Annotated in this window: 19 protein-coding genes; 16 read left to right on the top strand and 3 right to left on the bottom strand. The window is 67.3% G+C overall.

What is annotated here, in order from left to right; translation table 11 throughout:
* Positions 1-97 precede the first annotated feature (97 nt).
* Complete coding sequence (gene recA / locus ACPYN9_RS07340; protein WP_424465271.1) at positions 98-1,177, top strand: recombinase RecA; 1,080 nt, start codon at positions 98-100, stop codon at positions 1,175-1,177.
* Complete coding sequence (locus ACPYN9_RS07335) at positions 1,174-2,046, top strand: regulatory protein RecX (protein ID WP_424465269.1); 873 nt, start codon at positions 1,174-1,176, stop codon at positions 2,044-2,046. Before recA ends, ACPYN9_RS07335 begins: the two co-directional genes overlap by 4 nt.
* Here ACPYN9_RS07335 and ACPYN9_RS07330 read toward each other — a convergent pair.
* Entirely contained in the window at positions 2,008-2,967 is a 960-nt protein-coding gene (locus ACPYN9_RS07330; protein ID WP_424465267.1) for a hypothetical protein, read from the bottom strand. The genes ACPYN9_RS07335 and ACPYN9_RS07330 overlap by 39 nt on opposite strands.
* A 58-nt stretch (positions 2,968-3,025) precedes the next feature.
* On the opposite strand from ACPYN9_RS07330, the gene miaB reads away from it, so the two are divergent.
* The 3 genes from miaB to dapF are packed head-to-tail and all read left to right on the top strand — an operon-like array spanning position 3,026 to position 6,425.
* A complete protein-coding gene (gene miaB, locus ACPYN9_RS07325) occupies positions 3,026-4,549 on the top strand; it encodes a tRNA (N6-isopentenyl adenosine(37)-C2)-methylthiotransferase MiaB (RefSeq protein WP_424465266.1) in 1,524 nt (507 codons plus the stop codon).
* 1 nt (position 4,550) lies between these two features.
* Positions 4,551-5,462, top strand: coding sequence for a tRNA (adenosine(37)-N6)-dimethylallyltransferase MiaA (miaA, locus tag ACPYN9_RS07320; RefSeq protein WP_424465264.1), 912 nt, complete (start codon positions 4,551-4,553; stop codon positions 5,460-5,462).
* A 51-nt stretch (positions 5,463-5,513) separates the two neighbouring features.
* A complete protein-coding gene (dapF, locus tag ACPYN9_RS07315) occupies positions 5,514-6,425 on the top strand; it encodes a diaminopimelate epimerase (RefSeq protein WP_424465262.1) in 912 nt (303 codons plus the stop codon).
* Here the strand turns inward: dapF and ACPYN9_RS07310 are convergent.
* Entirely contained in the window at positions 6,394-7,005 is a 612-nt protein-coding gene (locus tag ACPYN9_RS07310; RefSeq protein ID WP_424465260.1) for a class I SAM-dependent methyltransferase, read from the bottom strand. The genes dapF and ACPYN9_RS07310 overlap by 32 nt on opposite strands.
* 36 nt (positions 7,006-7,041) lie before the next feature.
* Between ACPYN9_RS07310 and hflX the strand changes: the two genes are divergently transcribed.
* On the top strand, positions 7,042-8,565 hold the full coding sequence (hflX, locus tag ACPYN9_RS07305) for a GTPase HflX (RefSeq protein ID WP_424465258.1): 1,524 nt from the start codon (positions 7,042-7,044) through the stop codon (positions 8,563-8,565).
* A gap of 161 nt (positions 8,566-8,726) precedes the next feature.
* Here hflX and lexA read toward each other — a convergent pair whose 3' ends face one another.
* Positions 8,727-9,380, bottom strand: a complete 654-nt coding sequence (gene lexA / locus ACPYN9_RS07300) for a transcriptional repressor LexA (RefSeq protein ID WP_424465256.1) — start codon at positions 9,378-9,380, stop codon at positions 8,727-8,729.
* 225 nt (positions 9,381-9,605) lie between these two features.
* On the opposite strand from lexA, the gene ACPYN9_RS07295 reads away from it, so the two are divergent.
* From ACPYN9_RS07295 to ACPYN9_RS07250, 10 genes are all read left to right on the top strand, one after another.
* Positions 9,606-9,923 carry a LysM peptidoglycan-binding domain-containing protein gene (locus ACPYN9_RS07295; protein WP_424465255.1) on the top strand — a complete coding sequence of 106 codons (318 nt, stop codon included), beginning with the start codon at positions 9,606-9,608 and terminating at the stop codon, positions 9,921-9,923.
* A gap of 111 nt (positions 9,924-10,034) precedes the next feature.
* Positions 10,035-11,123 carry a histidinol-phosphate transaminase gene (locus ACPYN9_RS07290; RefSeq protein WP_424465253.1) on the top strand — a complete coding sequence of 363 codons (1,089 nt, stop codon included), beginning with the start codon at positions 10,035-10,037 and terminating at the stop codon, positions 11,121-11,123.
* A 9-nt stretch (positions 11,124-11,132) separates the two neighbouring features.
* Positions 11,133-11,741 carry an imidazoleglycerol-phosphate dehydratase HisB gene (gene hisB / locus ACPYN9_RS07285; RefSeq protein WP_424465251.1) on the top strand — a complete coding sequence of 203 codons (609 nt, stop codon included), beginning with the start codon at positions 11,133-11,135 and terminating at the stop codon, positions 11,739-11,741.
* Positions 11,738-12,397, top strand: coding sequence for an imidazole glycerol phosphate synthase subunit HisH (gene hisH / locus ACPYN9_RS07280; protein ID WP_424465249.1), 660 nt, complete (start codon positions 11,738-11,740; stop codon positions 12,395-12,397). The genes hisB and hisH overlap by 4 nt, the downstream gene beginning before the upstream one ends.
* A gap of 118 nt (positions 12,398-12,515) precedes the next feature.
* A complete protein-coding gene (priA, locus tag ACPYN9_RS07275; RefSeq protein ID WP_424465248.1) occupies positions 12,516-13,259 on the top strand; it encodes a bifunctional 1-(5-phosphoribosyl)-5-((5-phosphoribosylamino)methylideneamino)imidazole-4-carboxamide isomerase/phosphoribosylanthranilate isomerase PriA in 744 nt (247 codons plus the stop codon).
* An 18-nt stretch (positions 13,260-13,277) separates the two neighbouring features.
* A complete protein-coding gene (locus ACPYN9_RS07270; protein WP_424465246.1) occupies positions 13,278-14,135 on the top strand; it encodes an SseB family protein in 858 nt (285 codons plus the stop codon).
* Positions 14,136-14,234: 99 nt separating this feature from the next.
* The gene (locus tag ACPYN9_RS07265) at positions 14,235-15,356 is read left to right on the top strand and encodes a polyprenyl synthetase family protein (RefSeq protein WP_424465244.1); all 1,122 of its coding nucleotides are present in this window, start codon (positions 14,235-14,237) and stop codon (positions 15,354-15,356) included.
* A complete protein-coding gene (locus tag ACPYN9_RS07260) occupies positions 15,353-16,222 on the top strand; it encodes a phytoene/squalene synthase family protein (protein WP_424465243.1) in 870 nt (289 codons plus the stop codon). The genes ACPYN9_RS07265 and ACPYN9_RS07260 overlap by 4 nt, the downstream gene beginning before the upstream one ends.
* Entirely contained in the window at positions 16,219-17,787 is a 1,569-nt protein-coding gene (gene crtI, locus ACPYN9_RS07255; RefSeq protein ID WP_424465241.1) for a phytoene desaturase family protein, read from the top strand. Before ACPYN9_RS07260 ends, crtI begins: the two co-directional genes overlap by 4 nt.
* Positions 17,784-18,476, top strand: coding sequence for a hypothetical protein (locus ACPYN9_RS07250; RefSeq protein ID WP_424465239.1), 693 nt, complete (start codon positions 17,784-17,786; stop codon positions 18,474-18,476). The genes crtI and ACPYN9_RS07250 overlap by 4 nt, the downstream gene beginning before the upstream one ends.
* Positions 18,477-18,485 lie beyond the last annotated feature (9 nt).

Genomic DNA, 18,485 nt, shown 5'->3' with positions numbered 1-18,485 from the left:
CGAGTAGCCAAGGAAGCCGAAACGCCTTGTCGTCAGCGCTCTCCATCAGCGCGCGACAGCCGAGAGGCGACCGCCACATTCCGAGAGGATCATCACCATGCCCAACCCAGCAGACCGCGAAAAAGCACTTGACGCCGCACTCGCCCAGATCGATCGCCAGTTCGGCAAGGGCTCGGTCATGCGTCTCGGAAGCGACGAACGCGCACCCGTCGAGACCATCCCGACCGGATCAGTGGCACTTGATGTCGCCCTCGGCATCGGGGGACTGCCTCGTGGCCGCATCGTCGAGATTTACGGCCCGGAGTCCTCGGGAAAGACCACGTTGACGCTCCACGCCATCGCCAACGCACAGCGTGCAGGTGGCATTGCCGCCTTCATTGACGCCGAGCACGCGCTCGACCCCGAGTACGCGAAGAAGCTCGGCGTCGACATCGACGCGCTTCTTGTCGCCCAGCCCGACACGGGCGAGCAGGCGCTTGAGATCACCGACATGCTGATCCGCTCTGGCTCCGTCGACCTCGTGGTCATCGACTCGGTCGCCGCGCTGGTGCCGAAGGCCGAGATTGAGGGTGAGATGGGCGACAGCCACGTCGGCCTCCAGGCTCGCTTGATGTCGCAGGCGCTCCGCAAGTTGACCGGTGGTCTGAGCCAGACGAAGACCACCGCGATCTTCATCAACCAGCTCCGCGAAAAGATCGGCGTCTTCTTCGGCAGTCCAGAGACGACCGCCGGCGGAAAGGCGCTCAAGTTCTACGCCTCGGTGCGACTCGACATCCGACGCATCGAGACGCTCAAGGATGGCACCGACGCAGTCGGCAACCGTACCCGCGTTAAGGTGGTCAAGAACAAGATGGCGCCGCCCTTCAAGCAGGCCGAGTTCGACATCCTCTACGGGGTCGGCATCTCCCGCGAGGGCTCCCTCATCGACTTCGGTGTCGAGCACGGACTCGTCCGCAAGTCCGGTGCCTGGTACACCTACGAGGGCGACCAGCTTGGGCAGGGCAAGGAGAACGCACGCAACTTCCTCATTCAGCACCCGGAGATCGCCGAGGAGATCGAGCGCAAGATCCTCGCGAAGCTCGGTGTGGGCCAGCCGAACGAAGCCACACTTGAGGCGGCTGAGGTGCCAGTCGCGCCCGTCGCCGAGGCGAAGGTCGCTCAGCGGCGCGGCGCATGACCGACGAGCTGGCACCGGTGACGCCGCTTTTCGGGGCGTCACCCGCGGGCCGGCAACGTCCGTCCGCAACAGACGGCCCGCAGGCAAGTGTGCCCGGCGAGTCAGCCGAGTCGACGAACACCCCCGACGGCGCGTCGCGGGAAGTCCGGACTCGTCTCGGCGACGTCGAGAGCGGCGGTCCCAGACTCGTGTCCATCCCCGGCGGGCAAGGCGAAACACAGGCGTTCACGGCCGTCGTGCCCGCCGGGATGGAGGCGGAATCGCGGGAACGCCTCGTCGAGGAGGCGCAGGAGATGCTGGTGCGCGCGCTGGCTCGCAGCGACAGATCGACCGAGGAAGCCCGCCGCCTGCTGCGCGACTGGCGCGGGGAGGACCCGCGCGGTGCGCAGCCGCCGGAGGACGGCACTGACGAGGCCGCCGAGTACGAGCAGTCGTTGCGTCTCGAAGAGCACGAGGTCGAACACATCGTCGATCGCTGCACCGAGCTGGGCTATCTCGACGACTTCCGGCTCGCGGAGCTCCTCGTGCACAAAGCCCGTGACAAGAAGCGCTCCGGCATCCAGGGCGTCGAACGTGCCCTCCGCGAGCGTCACATCGCGGCTGAGGCGATGCGCGAAGTGCTTGACGAGGTTGACCGCGACGACGAGCTTGAGCGGGCCAGGGAGCTCGCCACCGAGCGCGCCAGACGCGTCAAGGGGGTCGAACCGGATGCGGCAATCCGGCGCATCGCGGGCTTCCTCTCCCGACGCGGTTACTCCTCCGGTGTTGCGTTCACTGCAGCACGAGAGGCTGTGCAGGGGAGCTCGAGACCGTCGCGCCCGCCCGGCGGTTCAGCCGGCGTGTTCTTCGGTGCGAGTCCCGTCGAGTAGCGCCAGAGCAACCTGCTGTCCTTCAGCGTCGCGGGCAACCTCGAGGCGGACCAGCGCCTCCTCGAGGGCTCGCCGCGCTGCCTGCGTTGCGCCCGCCCGGTTGTGGGCCTCGGCGAGCACGAAGCCGACACGTCCCGCCGCGCGCAGGTCACGCTCGGCCTCGAGCGCAGAAATCGCAGCCATCGCCTGCGACGCCGCAGACGAGGGGTCTCCGTCACGGAGCGCCGCGCGTGCACGCCGGACCCCGACGATCGCCGCCTCCTGCTCATACTCGGCGACGGGAGCAAGATGCAGGGCAGCGATCTGTAGGTTCGCGTCGAATCCGGCGAAGATCGCGGCACCCGAGGGGAACGCTCCAGCCGAAAGCGCCAGCAGGGCCTCGCTCCGCCCTGCGAAAGGCACCTCCACCGCAGCCCTGGCGCTCGACGCCGCGGCAGGCGCCACCACCTCGTCGACCCATCGGTCCCAGGCGAAGTCGCTCTGTCGGTACTGGTCGCGCAGGCCCGCGTCGCACACGATGAGCAGGCCGTGGCGCGGCTCGACGACGGGCACCTCGCCCTGCAACTCGCTCGGAAGCGAGTGCCAGTAGGCCTCGTCGCGAGGCGCATCGCGCCACCGTTCGGGCTCGTCATTGAAGGAGATCGTCAGTGCCTCAACCGTGGCGCTCGCTGGCGCACCCTCCGCCGACGTGACGGTCGTGACCGTGGTCGCAAGCAGGCCACCTCCGACGCGGAGCACGAGGCCATCCACGCCGTTTTCTCCCGAGGCTGGCCCGACGTAGAGCGCGCCGCTCGGCGCAGCGATCGCCGCCATCCGCTCGCCGCTCGCTTCCACACGGCCAACGTCGGTCTGCAGCAGGCCTCGTTGCAAAGCAAGTGAAGTCGCCGGCGTGACGCCGTCATCCGTGGTCATGGCTCGCATCACGCCAGCGTAGCGGTGGGAGTGCTCAGAGGTGAAGCGAACGTAGAATTGGCGGATCATGAGCGAGACAGCCACACCCATCGCGCCCTCCCCAGCCGCACTCAAGCCCGACGGAACGCCGCGGAGCTACGAAGTCCGCACGCTCGGCTGCCAGATGAACGTGCACGACTCCGAGCGCATGTCGGGTTCGCTCCGCGCAGCAGGGTACGTGGAAGCCGACGGCGTCGACCCGGACATCGTCGTCATCAACACCTGCGCGGTGCGTGAAAACGCCGACAACCGGCTGTACGGCAACCTCGGGCAACTCGCCGCCATCAAGCGCGAGCACGAAGGCATGCAGATCGCCGTCGGGGGATGCCTCGCCCAGAAAGATCGCGGCACCATCCTCGAGAAGGCCCCGTGGGTGGACGTGGTCTTCGGTACCCACAACATGGGTGCACTGCCCAGCCTGCTCGAACGCGCGCGCCACAACGACGAAGCGCAACTCGAGATCCTCGAGTCCCTCGACGTCTTCCCGTCAACGTTGCCGACCAAGCGCGACTCCACCTACTCCGGCTGGGTGTCCATCTCGGTGGGCTGCAACAACACGTGCACGTTCTGCATCGTGCCGTCGCTCCGCGGCAAGGAGAAGGACCGCAGGCCCGGAGACGTGCTCGGCGAGATCCGAGCACTTGTCGACGATGGCGCGATCGAGGTCACGCTGCTCGGCCAGAACGTCAACTCGTACGGCGTCGAGTTCGGAGACCGGCAGGCCTTCAGCAAGCTGCTCCGAGCCGCGGGTTCGATTGAAGGGCTCGAGCGCGTGCGCTTCACGAGCCCGCACCCGGCCGCCTTCACCCAGGACGTCATCGACGCCATGGCCGAGACACCAAATGTCATGCCGCAGCTGCACATGCCGCTGCAATCAGGCTCTGACCGAATCCTGAAGTCCATGCGCCGCTCGTACCGCAGCACGAAGTTCCTCGGCATCCTCGAGCGGGTCAGAGCCCAAATGCCCCACGCCGCGATCACGACCGACATCATCGTCGGGTTCCCCGGAGAGACCGAGGAGGACTTCGCCGAAACGCTCCGCGTCGTCGAGGCCTCGAGGTTCGCGAGCGCCTTCACCTTCCAATACTCCATTCGGCCAGGCACGCCAGCGGCGACCATGCCAGACCAGGTGCCGAAGGCCGTGGTCCAGGAGCGCTACGAGCGGCTCATGCAGCTGCAGGACCGCATCAGCCGTGAGGAGAACGAGAAGCTCGTCGGCACGGTGCAGCGGATCCTCGTGAGCGCCTCCGACGGCAAGAAAGACGACGAGACGCACCGCATGTCCGGGAGGTCCGAGGACAACAGGCTCGTCCACTTCTCCGTCCCGGACGGCGCGCAGCGTCCTCGCCCGGGGGACGTCGTGACCGCTGAAATCACGTCCGCTGCGTCGTTCCACCTCGTCGCGGACGGCCGGTCACCCCACCTCGACGTTCGTCAGACCAGGGCGGGCGACGCCTGGGACCGCTCGCTTGCCGAGAGCTGCGCCGTCCCGACACCTGCCGGTGCTCCTGCCCCGGTGTCACTCGGCCTCCCGACCCTGCGACGAGGCTGAAGTGTTCATCGCCATCGGGGGAGCGACGGGGACTGGGAAGTCGCAACTCTCGCTGGATATAGCCGCGCGATTGCGTGCCTCAGGGCGCGGAGCTCAGATCGTCAATGCGGATGCCATGCAGCTCTACCGGGGCATGGACATCGGCACCGCGAAGCTTCCGGAACACGAGCGTGCGGGCGTGCCGCACCACCTGCTGGACGTGCTCGCGGTGACCGAGGACGCGAGCGTGGCGTGGTACCAAGAGCGAGCACGGGAGCTTGTGGCACAGATCGAGGCCGAGGGCGACGTGCCGATTCTTGTTGGCGGCTCCGGCCTCTACATCGCCGCCGTCTGCTTTGATCTTCGCTTCCCTGGTACTGACCCGGTTGTCCGTGCCCGACTCGAGGGAGAGCTGGCGGACGGCGGCCCAGGACCGCTGTTCGCGCGCCTGCGCGAGCGGGACCCCGTGGCGGCTGCAACGATCGATGCGCGAAACGGTCGGCGCCTCGTGCGCGCCCTGGAAGTGATCGAGGTCACGGGCGAACCTTTCAGCGCCCAGCTGCCGGATCAGGAGTCGACGTGGCGCGAGGTGACGTTCGCGGTGGTTGAGGAGCACCGCGAGGTGCTGGCTCCGCGCCTCGACGCTCGGGTCGAGCGGATGTGGGACGCGGGGCTCCTCGAGGAGACGGAAGCGCTCGCCGAGGTCGGCCTCGAGCGGGGAGCCACGGCCAAGCGAGCCATCGGCTACCAGCAGGCGCTTGCCGAGCTCCGCGGGGAGATGAGTCGCGCGGAGGCGATCGCCGAGGCGCAGCTGCTGACGCGAAAGTATGCCAGGCGCCAGGTCTCTTGGTTCCGCCGCTACGACACCGCCGTGCGCGCGCAGAGCGGCGAAGGGTTCGCGGCCCAGCGCATCCTCGAGGCTGCTGGACTCTGACCGTTCCCGACGTGCAGCCGCAACGTCTCAGAGTTCCGTAGCATTGACGCCATGACACAACTCGCGTTCACCAAGGCGCAGGCAACCGGCAATGACTTCGTCCTCATCTCAGACCCGGACGGTCAGCTCGACCTGGGCCCGCAGCGCGTCGCGCGCCTCTGCGACCGCAACTTCGGCGTCGGTGGCGACGGGCTCATCCGTGCAGTTCGATCCGCTGAGCTGCCTGAGGGGCGTGAGCTGCAGGCTGCCCACCCGCGGGCCGAGTGGTTCATGGACTACCGCAACGGCGACGGGTCGATCGCCGAGATGTGCGGCAACGGCGTGCGCGCGTTCGCGCGCTTCCTCACCGAGACCGGACTCGTGTCTCTCGAAGAGGGTGAGGTTCTCGAGGTCGGAACGCGGGCAGGCCTGCGGGTCGTCGAGCGCCATGGCGATGGCTTCCGGGTGGACATGGGCCCCTGGCGCCTCGACGGCGGAGAACCGCTCGTCACGGTGCCGCACATCGGCGTCTCCCGCCCAGGGCTCGGCATCGATGTCGGGAACCCGCACGTGGTCGTAGCGCTCTCAAGCGAGGAAGAGCTGGATCGTCTGGAGCTGCATCACGCGCCGCTGCTCGAGCCGGCGCCCGAGCTGGGCGCGAATGTCGAGTTCGTGGTTCCGCACGAGCAGCTCGTTCTGGACGGCGTGGGCCACATCCGCATGCGCGTCCATGAGCGCGGTGTCGGGGAGACCCTCTCCTGCGGCACCGGGGCTGTCGCCTCAGCCCTGGCCGTGCGGCACTGGGCCGGCGACGGCGCGCCGGACGTCTGGTCGGTGCGTGTGCCAGGCGGCGAGCTCGAGGTCACGGTTGCGCTTGTCGACGGTGTCGAGCACGCCTTCCTCGCGGGCCCGGCGGAGATCTCCTTTACCGGTTCCGTCGAGGACTCGCTCGCTAGCGAACCCGCCGTACCCGCAGCACTCTGAACCCGGCGTCCGTCGAGTGCCGCTCGACGACGAGGTCAGGACTGAACTCGGCGGCGATCCACGACTGCAGTGAGTCGCTGCCGAGCTTCTTGGCGACCACAAGCCAGGCTTCTCCTGAATCGCTGAGGCGGGGAAGCCATTCGATGAGCAGCTCATGCAGGGCGGCCTTGCCGATCCTGATGGGCGGATTCGACCAGATGAGGTCGAAGCGAACGTCGGCCGGTACGTCCGTCGGCAACGCGGGCCTGACTCTCTTGAGTGCCAGGCGTTCCGCGTTCTCCGACGTCAGGAGCAGGGCTCGTGTGTTCACGTCGACCGCGTGCACATCGAGGTCCGGCGACTCGAGGCCGAGCGCAAGCGCAATGGCCCCCCAGCCGCATCCGAGGTCGAGCGCGTTTCCCGTTGCCGGCGGCTTTGGTGCTGCGCGCAACAGGGCCTGTGTGCCGCGGTCGAGATGCTCGGGGCTGAACATGCCCCCGGCGGTGACGACCGTCACCTCGTGCCCCCGAAGCGTGACGTGAATGCTCCGCCGCTCGAGCGGGCCGTCGGGGGTTGCTGAGAAGTAATGCTGCGCAGTCACCCCTTGACGCTAGCACCGGCGTAGAATAGACCGAATATGCGAGATTCTGAGACTCCTCCAGGCGAGAGCAACGACGCGATCGACCGAATCCTCCGAGCCGCGAAGGAACCCGGCGCGACGATGACGCTGTTCTCGTCAGGTCGCGCACAGGCGCTGCAGGACGCGGCGAGCACGAGCTACGACGGCGAGGCTGACGGCGACCAGCTCGAGCGCGAGGCGCGGCAGTCGCTGCGGCGCGTCGAGAGTCTCCGCACAGAGCTCGAGGACGTTACCGAGGTCGAGTACCGCAAGGTCCGTCTCGAGCGCGTCGTGCTCGTCGGCGTCTACCGCCGGAACTCGCTGGAAGAAGCAGAGAACTCCATGAAGGAGTTGGCCGCTCTGGCGGAGACCGCCGGGGCCGTCGTGCTGGACGGAGTGCTCCAGCGCCGCCCGAACCCCGATCCCGCCACCTACCTGGGACGCGGCAAAGTTGCGGAGCTCAAGGAGATCGTGGCCGCGCTCGAGGCTGACACGGTCGTCGCGGATACCGAGCTGGCGCCCAGCCAGCGTCGTGCGCTTGAAGACGAAGTCAAGGTGAAGGTCATCGACCGCACTGCTGTCATCCTCGACATTTTCTCCCAGCACGCGAAGAGCCGTGAGGGTAAGGCGCAGGTCGAGCTGGCCCAGATGGAGTACATGCTGCCGCGACTCCGAGGCTGGGGCGAGTCGATGTCCCGTCAGGCCGGTGGCCAGGTGGGTGGTGGTGCCGGCATGGGGTCGAGAGGACCTGGCGAGACGAAGATCGAGCTCGACCGTCGACGCATCCGCACCAAGATGGCGAAGCTGCGCCACCAGATTGCGGACATGAAGGACGCGCGAGACGTGAAGCGTGCGACTCGTGAGCGCAACCAGATCCCTGCGGTCGCCATCGTCGGGTACACCAACGCGGGCAAGTCGAGCCTCCTCAACCGCGTCACCCACGCGGGGGTCCTCGTCGAGAACGCGCTGTTCGCAACGCTGGACGCAACGGTGCGCAAGGCTTCCACCGAGGACGGGCGTCCGTACACCATCGCCGACACGGTCGGCTTTGTGCGAAACCTGCCGCACCAACTGGTGGAGGCGTTCCGTTCCACGCTCGAGGAGCTGCAAGCCGCCGATGTCATCGTGCACGCTGTGGACGCGTCGCACCCAGACCCCGCCGCTCAACTTGCCACGGTCCGTGACGTCATCGGTGAGGTCGAGGCGCGCGATGTCCCCGAGATTGTCGTCTTCACGAAGGCAGACCTGGTTGACAGCGACCGAAGGCTCGAACTGCAGGGCCTGGCGAACGACGGCATCTTCGTCTCGGCCCACACGGGCGAGGGCATCGACCTGCTGCTTGCTCGCATCGCCGATCTCCTTCCCACTCCTGAGGTCACGATTGACGTGCTGCTTCCGTTCGAGCGAGGCGACCTCGTCTCGTACTTGCACGAACGTGGTGCGGTGCTCGAGCTCAACCACGAGGAGTCGGGCACACGCCTCAAGGCTCGTGTGCACCCTGATCAACTCGGATTGTTCGAAGCGTTCGCGGTCGAAAGCTGAATCGCGCGCCCCGAGACTCGTCATCGGTCTCCGGGCTGGACCGGGGCTCCGGGCTGAAGGTACGACGAAGAAGAGCGGCAGACCCGTGAGGGCCTGCCGCTCTTCGTTGCGGGTAGTGCGGGAGCCGGGTGCGGCGCGAGCTCAGGTCGGGTGCGGTGACCTCAGATGGAGCGGAGGACCGCAACGACCTTGCCGAGCACCTCGGCTTCATCGCCGAGAATGGGTTCGAAGTCGCTGTTGCGGGGCAAGAGCCAGATGTGGCCGTCGCGCTTGCGGAAGGTCTTGACCGTGGCCTCACCGTCGAGCATCGCAGCGACGATGTCGCCGTTCTCGGCGGTGCGCTGCGAACGGACGACCACCCAGTCGCCGTCGCAGATGGCGGCATCGATCATGGACTCGCCGACAACGCGGAGTAGGAAGAGCTCGCCCTTGCCGACGATCTGCCGGGGCAGCGCGAAGACGTCTTCGACCTGCTGCTCCGCGGTGATGGGGATGCCCGCGGCGATGCGGCCCACCACTGGGACGAATGCGGCCTCGGTGGTCTCGTTGGTATCGCCATCGTCGGCATGGTCGAAATGCACGAGGACCTCGAGTGCGCGGGGCATTCCAGGGTTGCGCTTGATGTAGCCGAATTTCTCGAGCTGGCCGAGCTGGTGGGTCACGCTCGAGAGCGACACGAGCCCGACGGCGTCGCCGATTTCACGCATGCTCGGCGGGTAGCCACGAGTGCGGACCGACTCCATGATGCAGGTGAGGATGCGCTCCTGCTTCTCCGTCAGCTTTCTGTAGATATCGCTCGCTGGCTTCTTGGCCATGTCGTCTCCCTCCGCTCTCCGACACGGAATGTCGGTGGCAGGTGATGCACTGCCTGTTAGCGCCAACCCTACCGAGGGTGCACGCAGCTACGAAACATTTCTTCGAGTGTTGTGGATGAAAGTTCGTCAGATTCGAACCAGACGCCTTGACGTGACACATTGTTCGTAGGTATCTTCAGTACATACATTCGACCACTCGAAGATGTGGACGAATCAGGAGGAATCATGAACACCACTGCCGCTGCACCACTTCGCCTCACCGTCCGAGGCCGCCGTGTCCTGCTCGCACTCGCCGCGCTCCCCGTCGCGGCGGCCATCGCGCTCGGCGCGACGCACATGACCTCCGCCACCGCCGCAAGCGAGGCGGCTGACGTCGAGTTCGAGTACGTCACGGTTCGCGCGGGCGACACGCTCTGGGGCATCGCCGAAGAGGTTGCCGGCGACGCCGACGTCCGAGATGTCATCGTCGAGATCTCCAAGCTCAATGCTCTGGAGAACGGCTCGGTGCAGGCCGGGCAGCGCTTGGCGCTGCCCAACGACTGAGCCGAGTCTGTCGCGCAGGCACAGTCGGGAGGCGAACAGGCTGCCCGGGGGAGTCCTCCCTCAGGTGCCGTGCGAGGAAACGCGCCGGGCGCCGCGGCGTAGGCTTGTGCGGTGACCTCGTTCGAAGACCTGCCCATTCGCGATGACCTTCGCGGACTCACCCCGTACGGAGCCCCGCAGCAGCCAGTGCGCGTGGCAATCAACGTCAACGAGAACCCGCATCAGGTTCCAGAAGTGGTCGCTCGGCGCATTATCGAAGCCATCGCCCGTGAGCTACCCGGCCTCAACCGCTACCCCGATCGCGAGTTCACGGCGCTGCGTGAGCAGCTGAGTGTGTACCTGGGCCACGGCATCGCGCCCGCGCAGGTGTGGGCGGCAAACGGATCGAACGAGATCATGCAACAGCTGCTGCAGGTCTTCGGTGGACCAGGCCGGAGCGTGCTCAGCTTCACGCCGAGCTACTCCATGTACCCCTTGCTGACACGGGGCGTGGGGTCCGCTTGGATTCCGGTTCCGCGTGCCGAAGACTTCACGCTCACGCCGGCGCTCGTTGTCGAAGCGATTGAGCGAGAGCGTCCGGACATCACCATCATCTGCAGTCCCAACAATCCGACCGGCACGGTGACCGACCTCGACGTCATCGCCGCGGCCTACGACGCGACGGACGGCATCCTCATCGTTGATGAGGCCTATGCGGAGTTCTTGCCTTCTGGCGAGGAGACGGCGCTCTCGCTCCTACCGGGCCGGGAGCGGCTCGTCGTGTCGAGAACCATGAGCAAGGCATTCGCCTTCGCGGGTGCGCGGGTCGGCTACTTCGCCGCGGATGCGGCGGTCGTCGACGCGGTGCGTCTCGTGCGGCTTCCGTACCACTTGTCTGCCATCACGCAGGCAGCTGCGACGGCGGCCCTCGAGTGCTCCGAGGTCATGTTGCAGCAGGTCGACGCCATTCGCGAGCAGCGGGATCGCCTCCTCGATGAGCTGCCCGGACTCGGCTACGAGACGTGGCCTTCAGGGGCCAACTTTGTGCTCTTCGGTGGCGTGCCGGATCCGGACGACACCTTCCGTCAGCTTCTCGAGCGCGACATCCTGGTGAGGGACGTCGGCATCCCGCACACGCTCCGGGTCACGGCGGGAACCGTCGCCGAGACGACGGCGTTCCTGAGGGCGCTCGCCGAGATCACGGACGCCGGGAAGGCCTAGGCTGGACTGATGACCACGACGCCACGCACTGCGACCGTCTCGCGTGCCACCAGCGAGTCCTCGATTGAGCTGAGCCTGAACCTCGACGGCACCGGTGTCGCCGACATCCAGACGACGGTTCCGTTCTACGACCACATGCTCACCGCGTTTGCGAAGCACTCGCTGACCGACCTCACCGTCCGAGCGTCCGGCGACACTGACATCGACGTCCATCACACGGTCGAGGACACGGCTATCGTGCTCGGTCAGGCGATCCGCCAGGCCCTCGGCGACAAGTCCGGCATCGCTCGGTATGGCGACGCTCGAGTGCCACTCGACGAGTCGCTGGCCGAGGCGGTCGTCGACATCTCGGGTCGCCCGTTCCTGGTGCACACTGGAGAGCCGGAGGCCTTCGTCTACCACCTGATCGGCGGTCATTTCACCGGGGCGATGGTCCGCCACGTCTTCGAGGCGATCACCTTCCACGCTGGCCTGACCGTGCACGTCGAGGTCGTCCGCGGACGCGACCCACATCACATCGCCGAGGCAGAGTTCAAGGCCTTCGCGCGTGCGTTCCGGGCCGCGAAGCGGCTCGACCCTGAGGTCGATGGCATCCCGTCGACCAAGGGTGCACTGTGACGGGGGGCGCCTCTCCTCGACCGCGCGTTGTGGTCGCCGACTATGGCTCCGGCAACGTGCACTCGGCCGTCAAGGCGCTTGAGGCCGCAGGGGCCGAGGTTGAGCTCACGGCTGACCGTGCCGCGGCGTTCGAGGCTGACGGATACGTCGTGCCTGGGGTCGGAAGCTTTGCGAACGTCATGGAGTCGATCACACGGCAGCGAATCGGCGAGATCGTCGGGCGACGTCTCGCCGGTGGTCGGCCAGTCCTCGGTATCTGCGTTGGCATGCAGATCTTTTTCGACGGCGGCATCGAGGGGGGTCAGCGCACGGAGGGACTCGGCGAGTGGCCGGGCGAGGTGACCGAGCTCCGAGCTGACGTGCTCCCGCACATGGGGTGGAACCTCGTCGACGCACCTGCGGGCTCGACGCTCTTCGACGGCATCTCGGGCGAGCGCTTCTACTTCGTGCACTCCTACGCCGCACACGAGCTGCCGCTCGAGCCGCATCCGAAGGCCCGCCCCGTTCTGGTCACCTACGCTGAGCACGGTGAGCGATTCATCGCAGCCGTCGAGAACGGGCCGCTCTCGGCGACCCAGTTTCATCCTGAGAAGTCCGGTGAGGCTGGCGTGCGTCTGCTCCGTAACTGGATTGGGTCGCTGCCGACGCGCGCGTGATGACCGAGCTGTGGCTCGTGGTGCTCCCGCCTGGCGATACGCTAGTGCCCGGACTGCCGGGCCCCCTTCCCGCGTCGCCGCCCAGGCGCCTCAGAACCAGGACAAGGAACCAACGCTCGTGAGCGAATTCAACACGTCACCGGAGCTCGTGCTCTTCCCCGCAATCGACCTCGCCGGCGGCAAGGCCGTCCGTCTGGTCCAGGGCGAGGCCGACTCTGCCACGAACTACGGCGATCCCGTCGACGCGGCGGAGGATTGGATCGAACAGGGTGCCGAGTGGATCCACCTCGTGGACCTCGATGCGGCCTTCGGTCGAGGTGAGAATCGCGGCGTCATCAAGCGCGTCATCCGCGCGGCCAAGCACGTGAACGTCGAGCTGTCCGGTGGCATCCGGGATGACGAATCGCTTGAGCGTGCGGTCGAGGCAGGCGCGAGCCGCATTAACCTCGGTACCGCTGCGCTGGAGAACCCGGAGTGGGCTGCCAGTGTCATCGCGCGGTACGGCGAGCTCATTGCGGTGGGCCTCGATGTTCGTGGCACGACGCTCGCGGCCCGCGGGTGGACTCGTGATGCCGGGGACCTGTGGACGGTGCTCGAGCGCCTCGAGGAAGCTGGCTGCGCGCGCTACGTCGTCACCGACGTGACCAAGGACGGCACGCTCCAGGGGCCGAACCTGCAGCTGCTGAGCGACATCCTCGATCGCACCGATCGCCCGGTCGTCGCCTCGGGAGGCGTGTCGAGCCTCGATGACATCGCTGCGCTGAGAGGGCTCGTCCCACTCGGCCTCGAAGGCGCGATCATCGGCAAGGCGCTCTACTCCGGTGCGTTCACCCTCGTCGAAGCGCTCGACGTCGCGTCCTGAGCCGAAAGCCGTCGACCGATGCCGTCCCTGCCAGAGCACTTCCAACCGAGCACGGCCGACTCGGCCGGTCAGAGCTGGTCGGGTCGAAGCTTCAGCGACAATCCATTCCGAGACGATGACGGCACAGCGCCAGCCGCGTTCACCGCGGCGATCGAGCAGTTCCGTGCACGAGAAGCAGGGCCTGACGCCGTCGTCGACGCACTCCGGCAAGCAAGGGTCCTGATCCCGCTCGTGGCGAAGCTCGGCGAGGCCGAGGTCGGCCCGCACGGGCTGACGGTCGACAAGAGCGCAGATCTTTCCATCGTCACGGTGGCTGGGCCGGACGGCCGCACGGTGCTGCCGGTGTTCACCTCAGCGGCGGCGATGAAGCACTGGAACCCCGCGGCTCGTCCGGTTCCCGCGCTGATGCAACGAGCAGCGCTCTCGGCTGCGGCAGAGGGCAGCGACCTGATCGTCGTCGACCCGACGAGCGACTCGGAGTTTGTCGTGCGGCGCCCGGCGGTCTGGGCTGTCGCGCAAGAGGAGCCTTGGCTCGCTCCTTGGGTGAGCCCCGTTGTCGCCGAAGAACTCTCACGAGTGATGGCTGAGTTCGACGAGGTGCTCGGAATCGATCTCGTTCCTGGTGATCCGGAGGCCCGCCTCGCAGGCCCCGAGCTGCGGATGGTGCTGCACGTCGCCGCCAGTACAGGGCGTGAGGAGCTCGCCGAGCTCTCGCGGCGGTCGAGCGAACTGCTGCAGGGGAGCGAGGTCTTCCGGTCGAACGTGGATTCTCTCGGCATCTCCTTCGCGCGCGTGGCGCCCACCCCGCCGAACGGTGCAGGTGGCGAGAAGACCGCGGATTCTAAGCGCTCCTGGTGGCGGCGCAGAGGGGATTGACCCCGTTCAGGATCTCGGGCAAGGCTAGCCTGTAGGCTCGCGCCGAAGTAATTAGATAGTCTTATTGCTAGCCGACCGAGCTATAGGGAGTGATGCCGAGTGATCCGTGAGCCTCTGGCGAGCCCCCGTGGCCAGGGTTCGGACTTTGACCTCGCAGCGCAGCAGCTGCTCGAGGTCCGAAGGCGAATCGAAGCGTTCCTCGATGGCCGCATCCGCGCGGCCGCTGAGATCGACGAGGGGCTCGCGACACTGTGGCGCATCACGGCGCGCAGCACAGAGGGCGGCAAGCTCTTCCGCCCCGCCCTCGTGATGCAGAGCTACGCCGCCTACACGGGGACCGCCGAGGTTCCTGAGGCCGTCATCGAGCTCGCAACGGCCACGGAGTTGCTCCACCTGGCGTTCCTGACGCACGACGACGTCATTGACAACGACACGATGCGTAGGGGCGTGAGGAACTTGCTCGGCAGCGTCGAGGAGATCGTGGGCGCCTCCGAGTTTGACGACGAGCGCGGCACGCGTCTGGGGCAGGCAGCCGCCATTCTGGTCGGTGACCTGCTGCTGTCTGAGGCCCACCTCCGCGTGGCCCGCATCGATCTTCCGCATCCGCTGCGCCTGCGGGTGCTCGACGCGATGGAACGCGCGCTGTCAGTGTCGGTGGCCGGTGAGTTCAGCGACGTCAGCCTCTCGGTTCGGCCAGAGCGGCCCGCCCTCTCCGAGGTGCTGTCGATGAGCTCGAACAAGACGTCTGCCTACACGGTGCTGCTCCCACTCGAGCTCGGCCTGATCGCGGCGGGCGCCGAAGGAGTGGTGGATGCGCGCCTGATCGCCCAGTTCTCCGATGCCGCCGGCCTCGCCTTCCAGCTCCAGGATGATCTGTTCGGCGTCTTCGGCGACCAGCACAAGCTCGGCAAGGCGCCGTACTCGGACATCCGGGAGGGCAAGTTCACGGCGCTCATCGCCCTGGCGTGCGGAACGTCTGTCTGGGCGGAACTCGAGTCGTTGCTCGGCGATCCCCTCCTGAGTGAGACAGACGGGGCGAAGGCTCGCGATCTCATCGAGGCCTCGGGTTCGCGAGCAGCGGTCGAGCAAGAGCTTGCTGCGCAGTTTGCGCGCGCCAGATCAGCGGCGGTGGCGGTCGGCGCATCCGGGGCGGACGGCGACCGAAAGCTCGCCGAGATGCTGGAGCGGCTGCTCATGCTCCTCGAGAGGCGGACGTCGTGACGACACCGCTCGAGCTGTACACGCGCACCGCGGAGAAGTCCGCAGCAGAGGTGATCTTCGCCTACTCGAGCTCCTTCGGCGCGGCCACCCGTCTCCTTGGTCGCCGCACCATGAAGCCGGTGCGGAGCATCTACGCACTTGTTCGCGTTGCCGACGAGATCGTCGACGGGGTCGGCGCGCTCGCGGGGTTGTCGCTCGAGCAGCAGCATGCCGCGCTCGACGGGCTCGAGGCGCAGACCCTCGACGCGATCGCCTCGGGCTTCAGCACCAATTTGGTGGTGCACGCCTTCGCCGCGACGGCGCGCCGATGCGGCTTCGGTGCCGAGCTCGTCGTGCCGTTCTTCGCGTCGATGCGCATGGACCTCGAGCCGCGCTCGCTCGATGTAGCGGAGCAGCGGAGGTACGTGTACGGCTCGGCGGAAGTGGTCGGCCTCATGTGCGTCCGTGTGTTCCTTACGGGCGTCTCGCGTACTTCCGAGGAGCGTGAACGCATCGACGCGGCGGCGTGCGCGTTGGGCGCGGCGTTCCAGAACGTCAACTTCCTGCGCGACGTCGGCGACGACGCGGACCGGCTCGGCCGGGACTACCTCCCGGTCGAGGGGTTGCCGTCGGCACCGCTCGACGAGCGCAGGAAGCACATCTGGCTCGACCGCATTCGCGCAGACATTGCGACGGCCGACGCGGGCATCCCGTTGCTGCCCCGAGACTGCAGAAGGGGCGTCGCGCTCGCGAGCGCCCTCTTTGCCGCGCTGGCCGACCGCATTGCGGCGACGCCGGCTGAGCGTCTGCGCACGACGCGAGTGAGGGTTCCCGGCGCAGAGAAGGCGCGCATCGCAGCACGAGTCCTTTTGGAGACACGATCATGAGCACGCGAGCGATTGTCATCGGAGCCGGAATGGCAGGGCTCGCCACGGCGGTTCTCCTCGCCCGAGACGGCTTCAGCGTTACGGTGCTGGAGAAGAACGACAGGGTCGGCGGGCGCGCTGGTCTGCTCGAGGTCGACGGCTTCCGCTTCGACACGGGTCCGAGCTGGTATCTGATGCCGAGCGTCTTCGACCACTACTTCGCGCTGGCCGGCACCAGCACCCAGGAGCAGCTCGATCTCCGGATGCTTGACCCGGGGTACCGAGTGTTCCCGGAACCGTCGGGCGGTGAGACGCTGAGCCAGCCGATCTCGATCCCATACGGCCAGGACGCCGTGCGCGCGCTGGTCGCCGAACTCGAGCCTGATGCGCTTGGCGCGTTCGATGACTACCTCGAGACCGCCAGACGAGCGATGGACATGGCCGAGGACGTCTTTCTTTACAACACGTTCGCGAACCCCGCCTCCCTGGTTGGTGAGCGCGTTCGGCGGGAGCTGCCTGACCTGCTGACGTGGCTCACCACGCCGCTCGAGAAGTTCGTGGAGGCCTCGTTCACGCATCCGCTGCTTCGACAGATCCTCGCGTACCAGGCCGTCTTCCTGGGCACGGATCCGCGTCGGGCTCCGGCCATCTACCACCTCATGAGCCGGATGGACCTCGTGGAGGGAGTGCAGTACCCCATGGGTGGGTTCACGGCGGTCGTGGATGCGCTGCACGGTCTGGCGGTCGAGGCGGGCGTGGAGTTCCGCCTGGAGGCCGAGGTGACGGGCATCGCCGTCTCGCACGGGTGGAGCCGAGGGGTGCATTGGCGAGACGCGGATGGTGGGCAGCACTTCGAGGACGTCGAAGTTGTCGTCTCGGCCGCTGATCTGCACCACACGGAGACCAAGCTTCTCCCGGAGCGGTATCGCAGCTACCCGGAACGGGTGTGGCAGCGGACGTCGTCCGGCCCTGGAGCCGTGCTGGTCATGCTCGGCGTTGAGGGCGAGCTGCCAGCGCTCCCTCACCACTCGCTGTTGCTCACCAAGGACTGGGGTGAGAACTTCGACGCAATCTTCGGAACCGGGGTGGCCCTGCCTGACCCGGTTTCGATCTACGTGTGCAAGCCGAGCGAGACCGATCCATCGGTGGCGCCTGAGGGGCACGAGAACCTGTTCCTGCTTGTGCCGGTCAAGGGCGATCCTGAGCTTGGCCGCGGTGGAGCCGATGGTGCAGGTGACGCCGAGGTGGAACGCATCGCGGATCTCGCGATCGCTCAGCTTGCCGAGTGGACGGGTGCGCACGATCTCGAGAGCCGGATCGTGGTGCGTTCGACCCTCGGACCTGCCGATTTCGTGGCCGACTACAACTCGTGGCGGGGCGGCATCCTCGGGCCCTCGCACGAGCTCGCGCAATCGGCCATGCTGCGCGCGGGCAACGCTTCGCCCAAGGTCAAGGGGCTGTACTACGCGGGGGCGACGGTCAACCCTGGTGTCGGTGTGCCGATGTGCCTGATCAGCGCCGAGCTCGTGCTCAAGCATGTGCGCGGCGACCGCAGTCCGGGTCCCCTTGAGGTCGAGCGCCAGTGACGGTCGCGACCGTCCACCTCTGGGGCACCAGCAGCGCACGCGTTGGGCTCGGGCTGACGGCAGCGACGACGTTGCAGCTGCTGGGCGCGCGACGTCCGCGCGGGTTGCGGTTCGCTCGCGTTCTCGGCACGGCGAAGGCGACGAGCTTCTCGTCGCGCGACGCTGACCTCGGGCACTGGGCGCTCGTGTCCTCGTGGGACTCGCGAGCGGACGCGGACGCCTTCGATCGAGGGGCGCTCGTCGGGGCATGGGATGCGCGCTCCCGCGAGCGGGTTCGGGTACGGATGCGCGTCATCCGGTCCGTCGGGCTGTGGGGCGGTAAGACGCCGTTCGGGCCGACCGATGCTGTGGCGTCGGAGGGGCAGCGGGTGGCCGTCATCACGCGCGCCCGCATCCGATCGTCCAAGGTCGCCCGGTTCACCGGCGCTGTGCCGCCGATCGCCGCGGAACTGCTGTCGGCGCGGTCTCGCGGCCTGCAGCTTTCGTTCGGCATGGGGGAGCTGCCGATCGGACTGCTCGGCACCTTCTCGCTGTGGGAATCGGAGCCAGCCCTGCGCGAGTTTCTGCAGGGCGCGCAGGCGCACCGCGCCGCGATGCGCGATAGTCGGGCCGGCGAGTGGTTCGCGGAGGAGCTGTTCGCCCGCTTCGCTGTCGATGCCGTCGAAGGATGGGCTGGCCCTCGCGGCTGACCCGCTCGT

It is taken from the genome of Pseudoclavibacter helvolus (genome assembly GCF_049707175.1).
GTDB lineage: Bacteria > Actinomycetota > Actinomycetes > Actinomycetales > Microbacteriaceae > Pseudoclavibacter > Pseudoclavibacter helvolus_A.
Note: the sequence above shows the minus strand (reverse complement) of the source record. Positions and strands in the feature narration are given on the sequence as shown.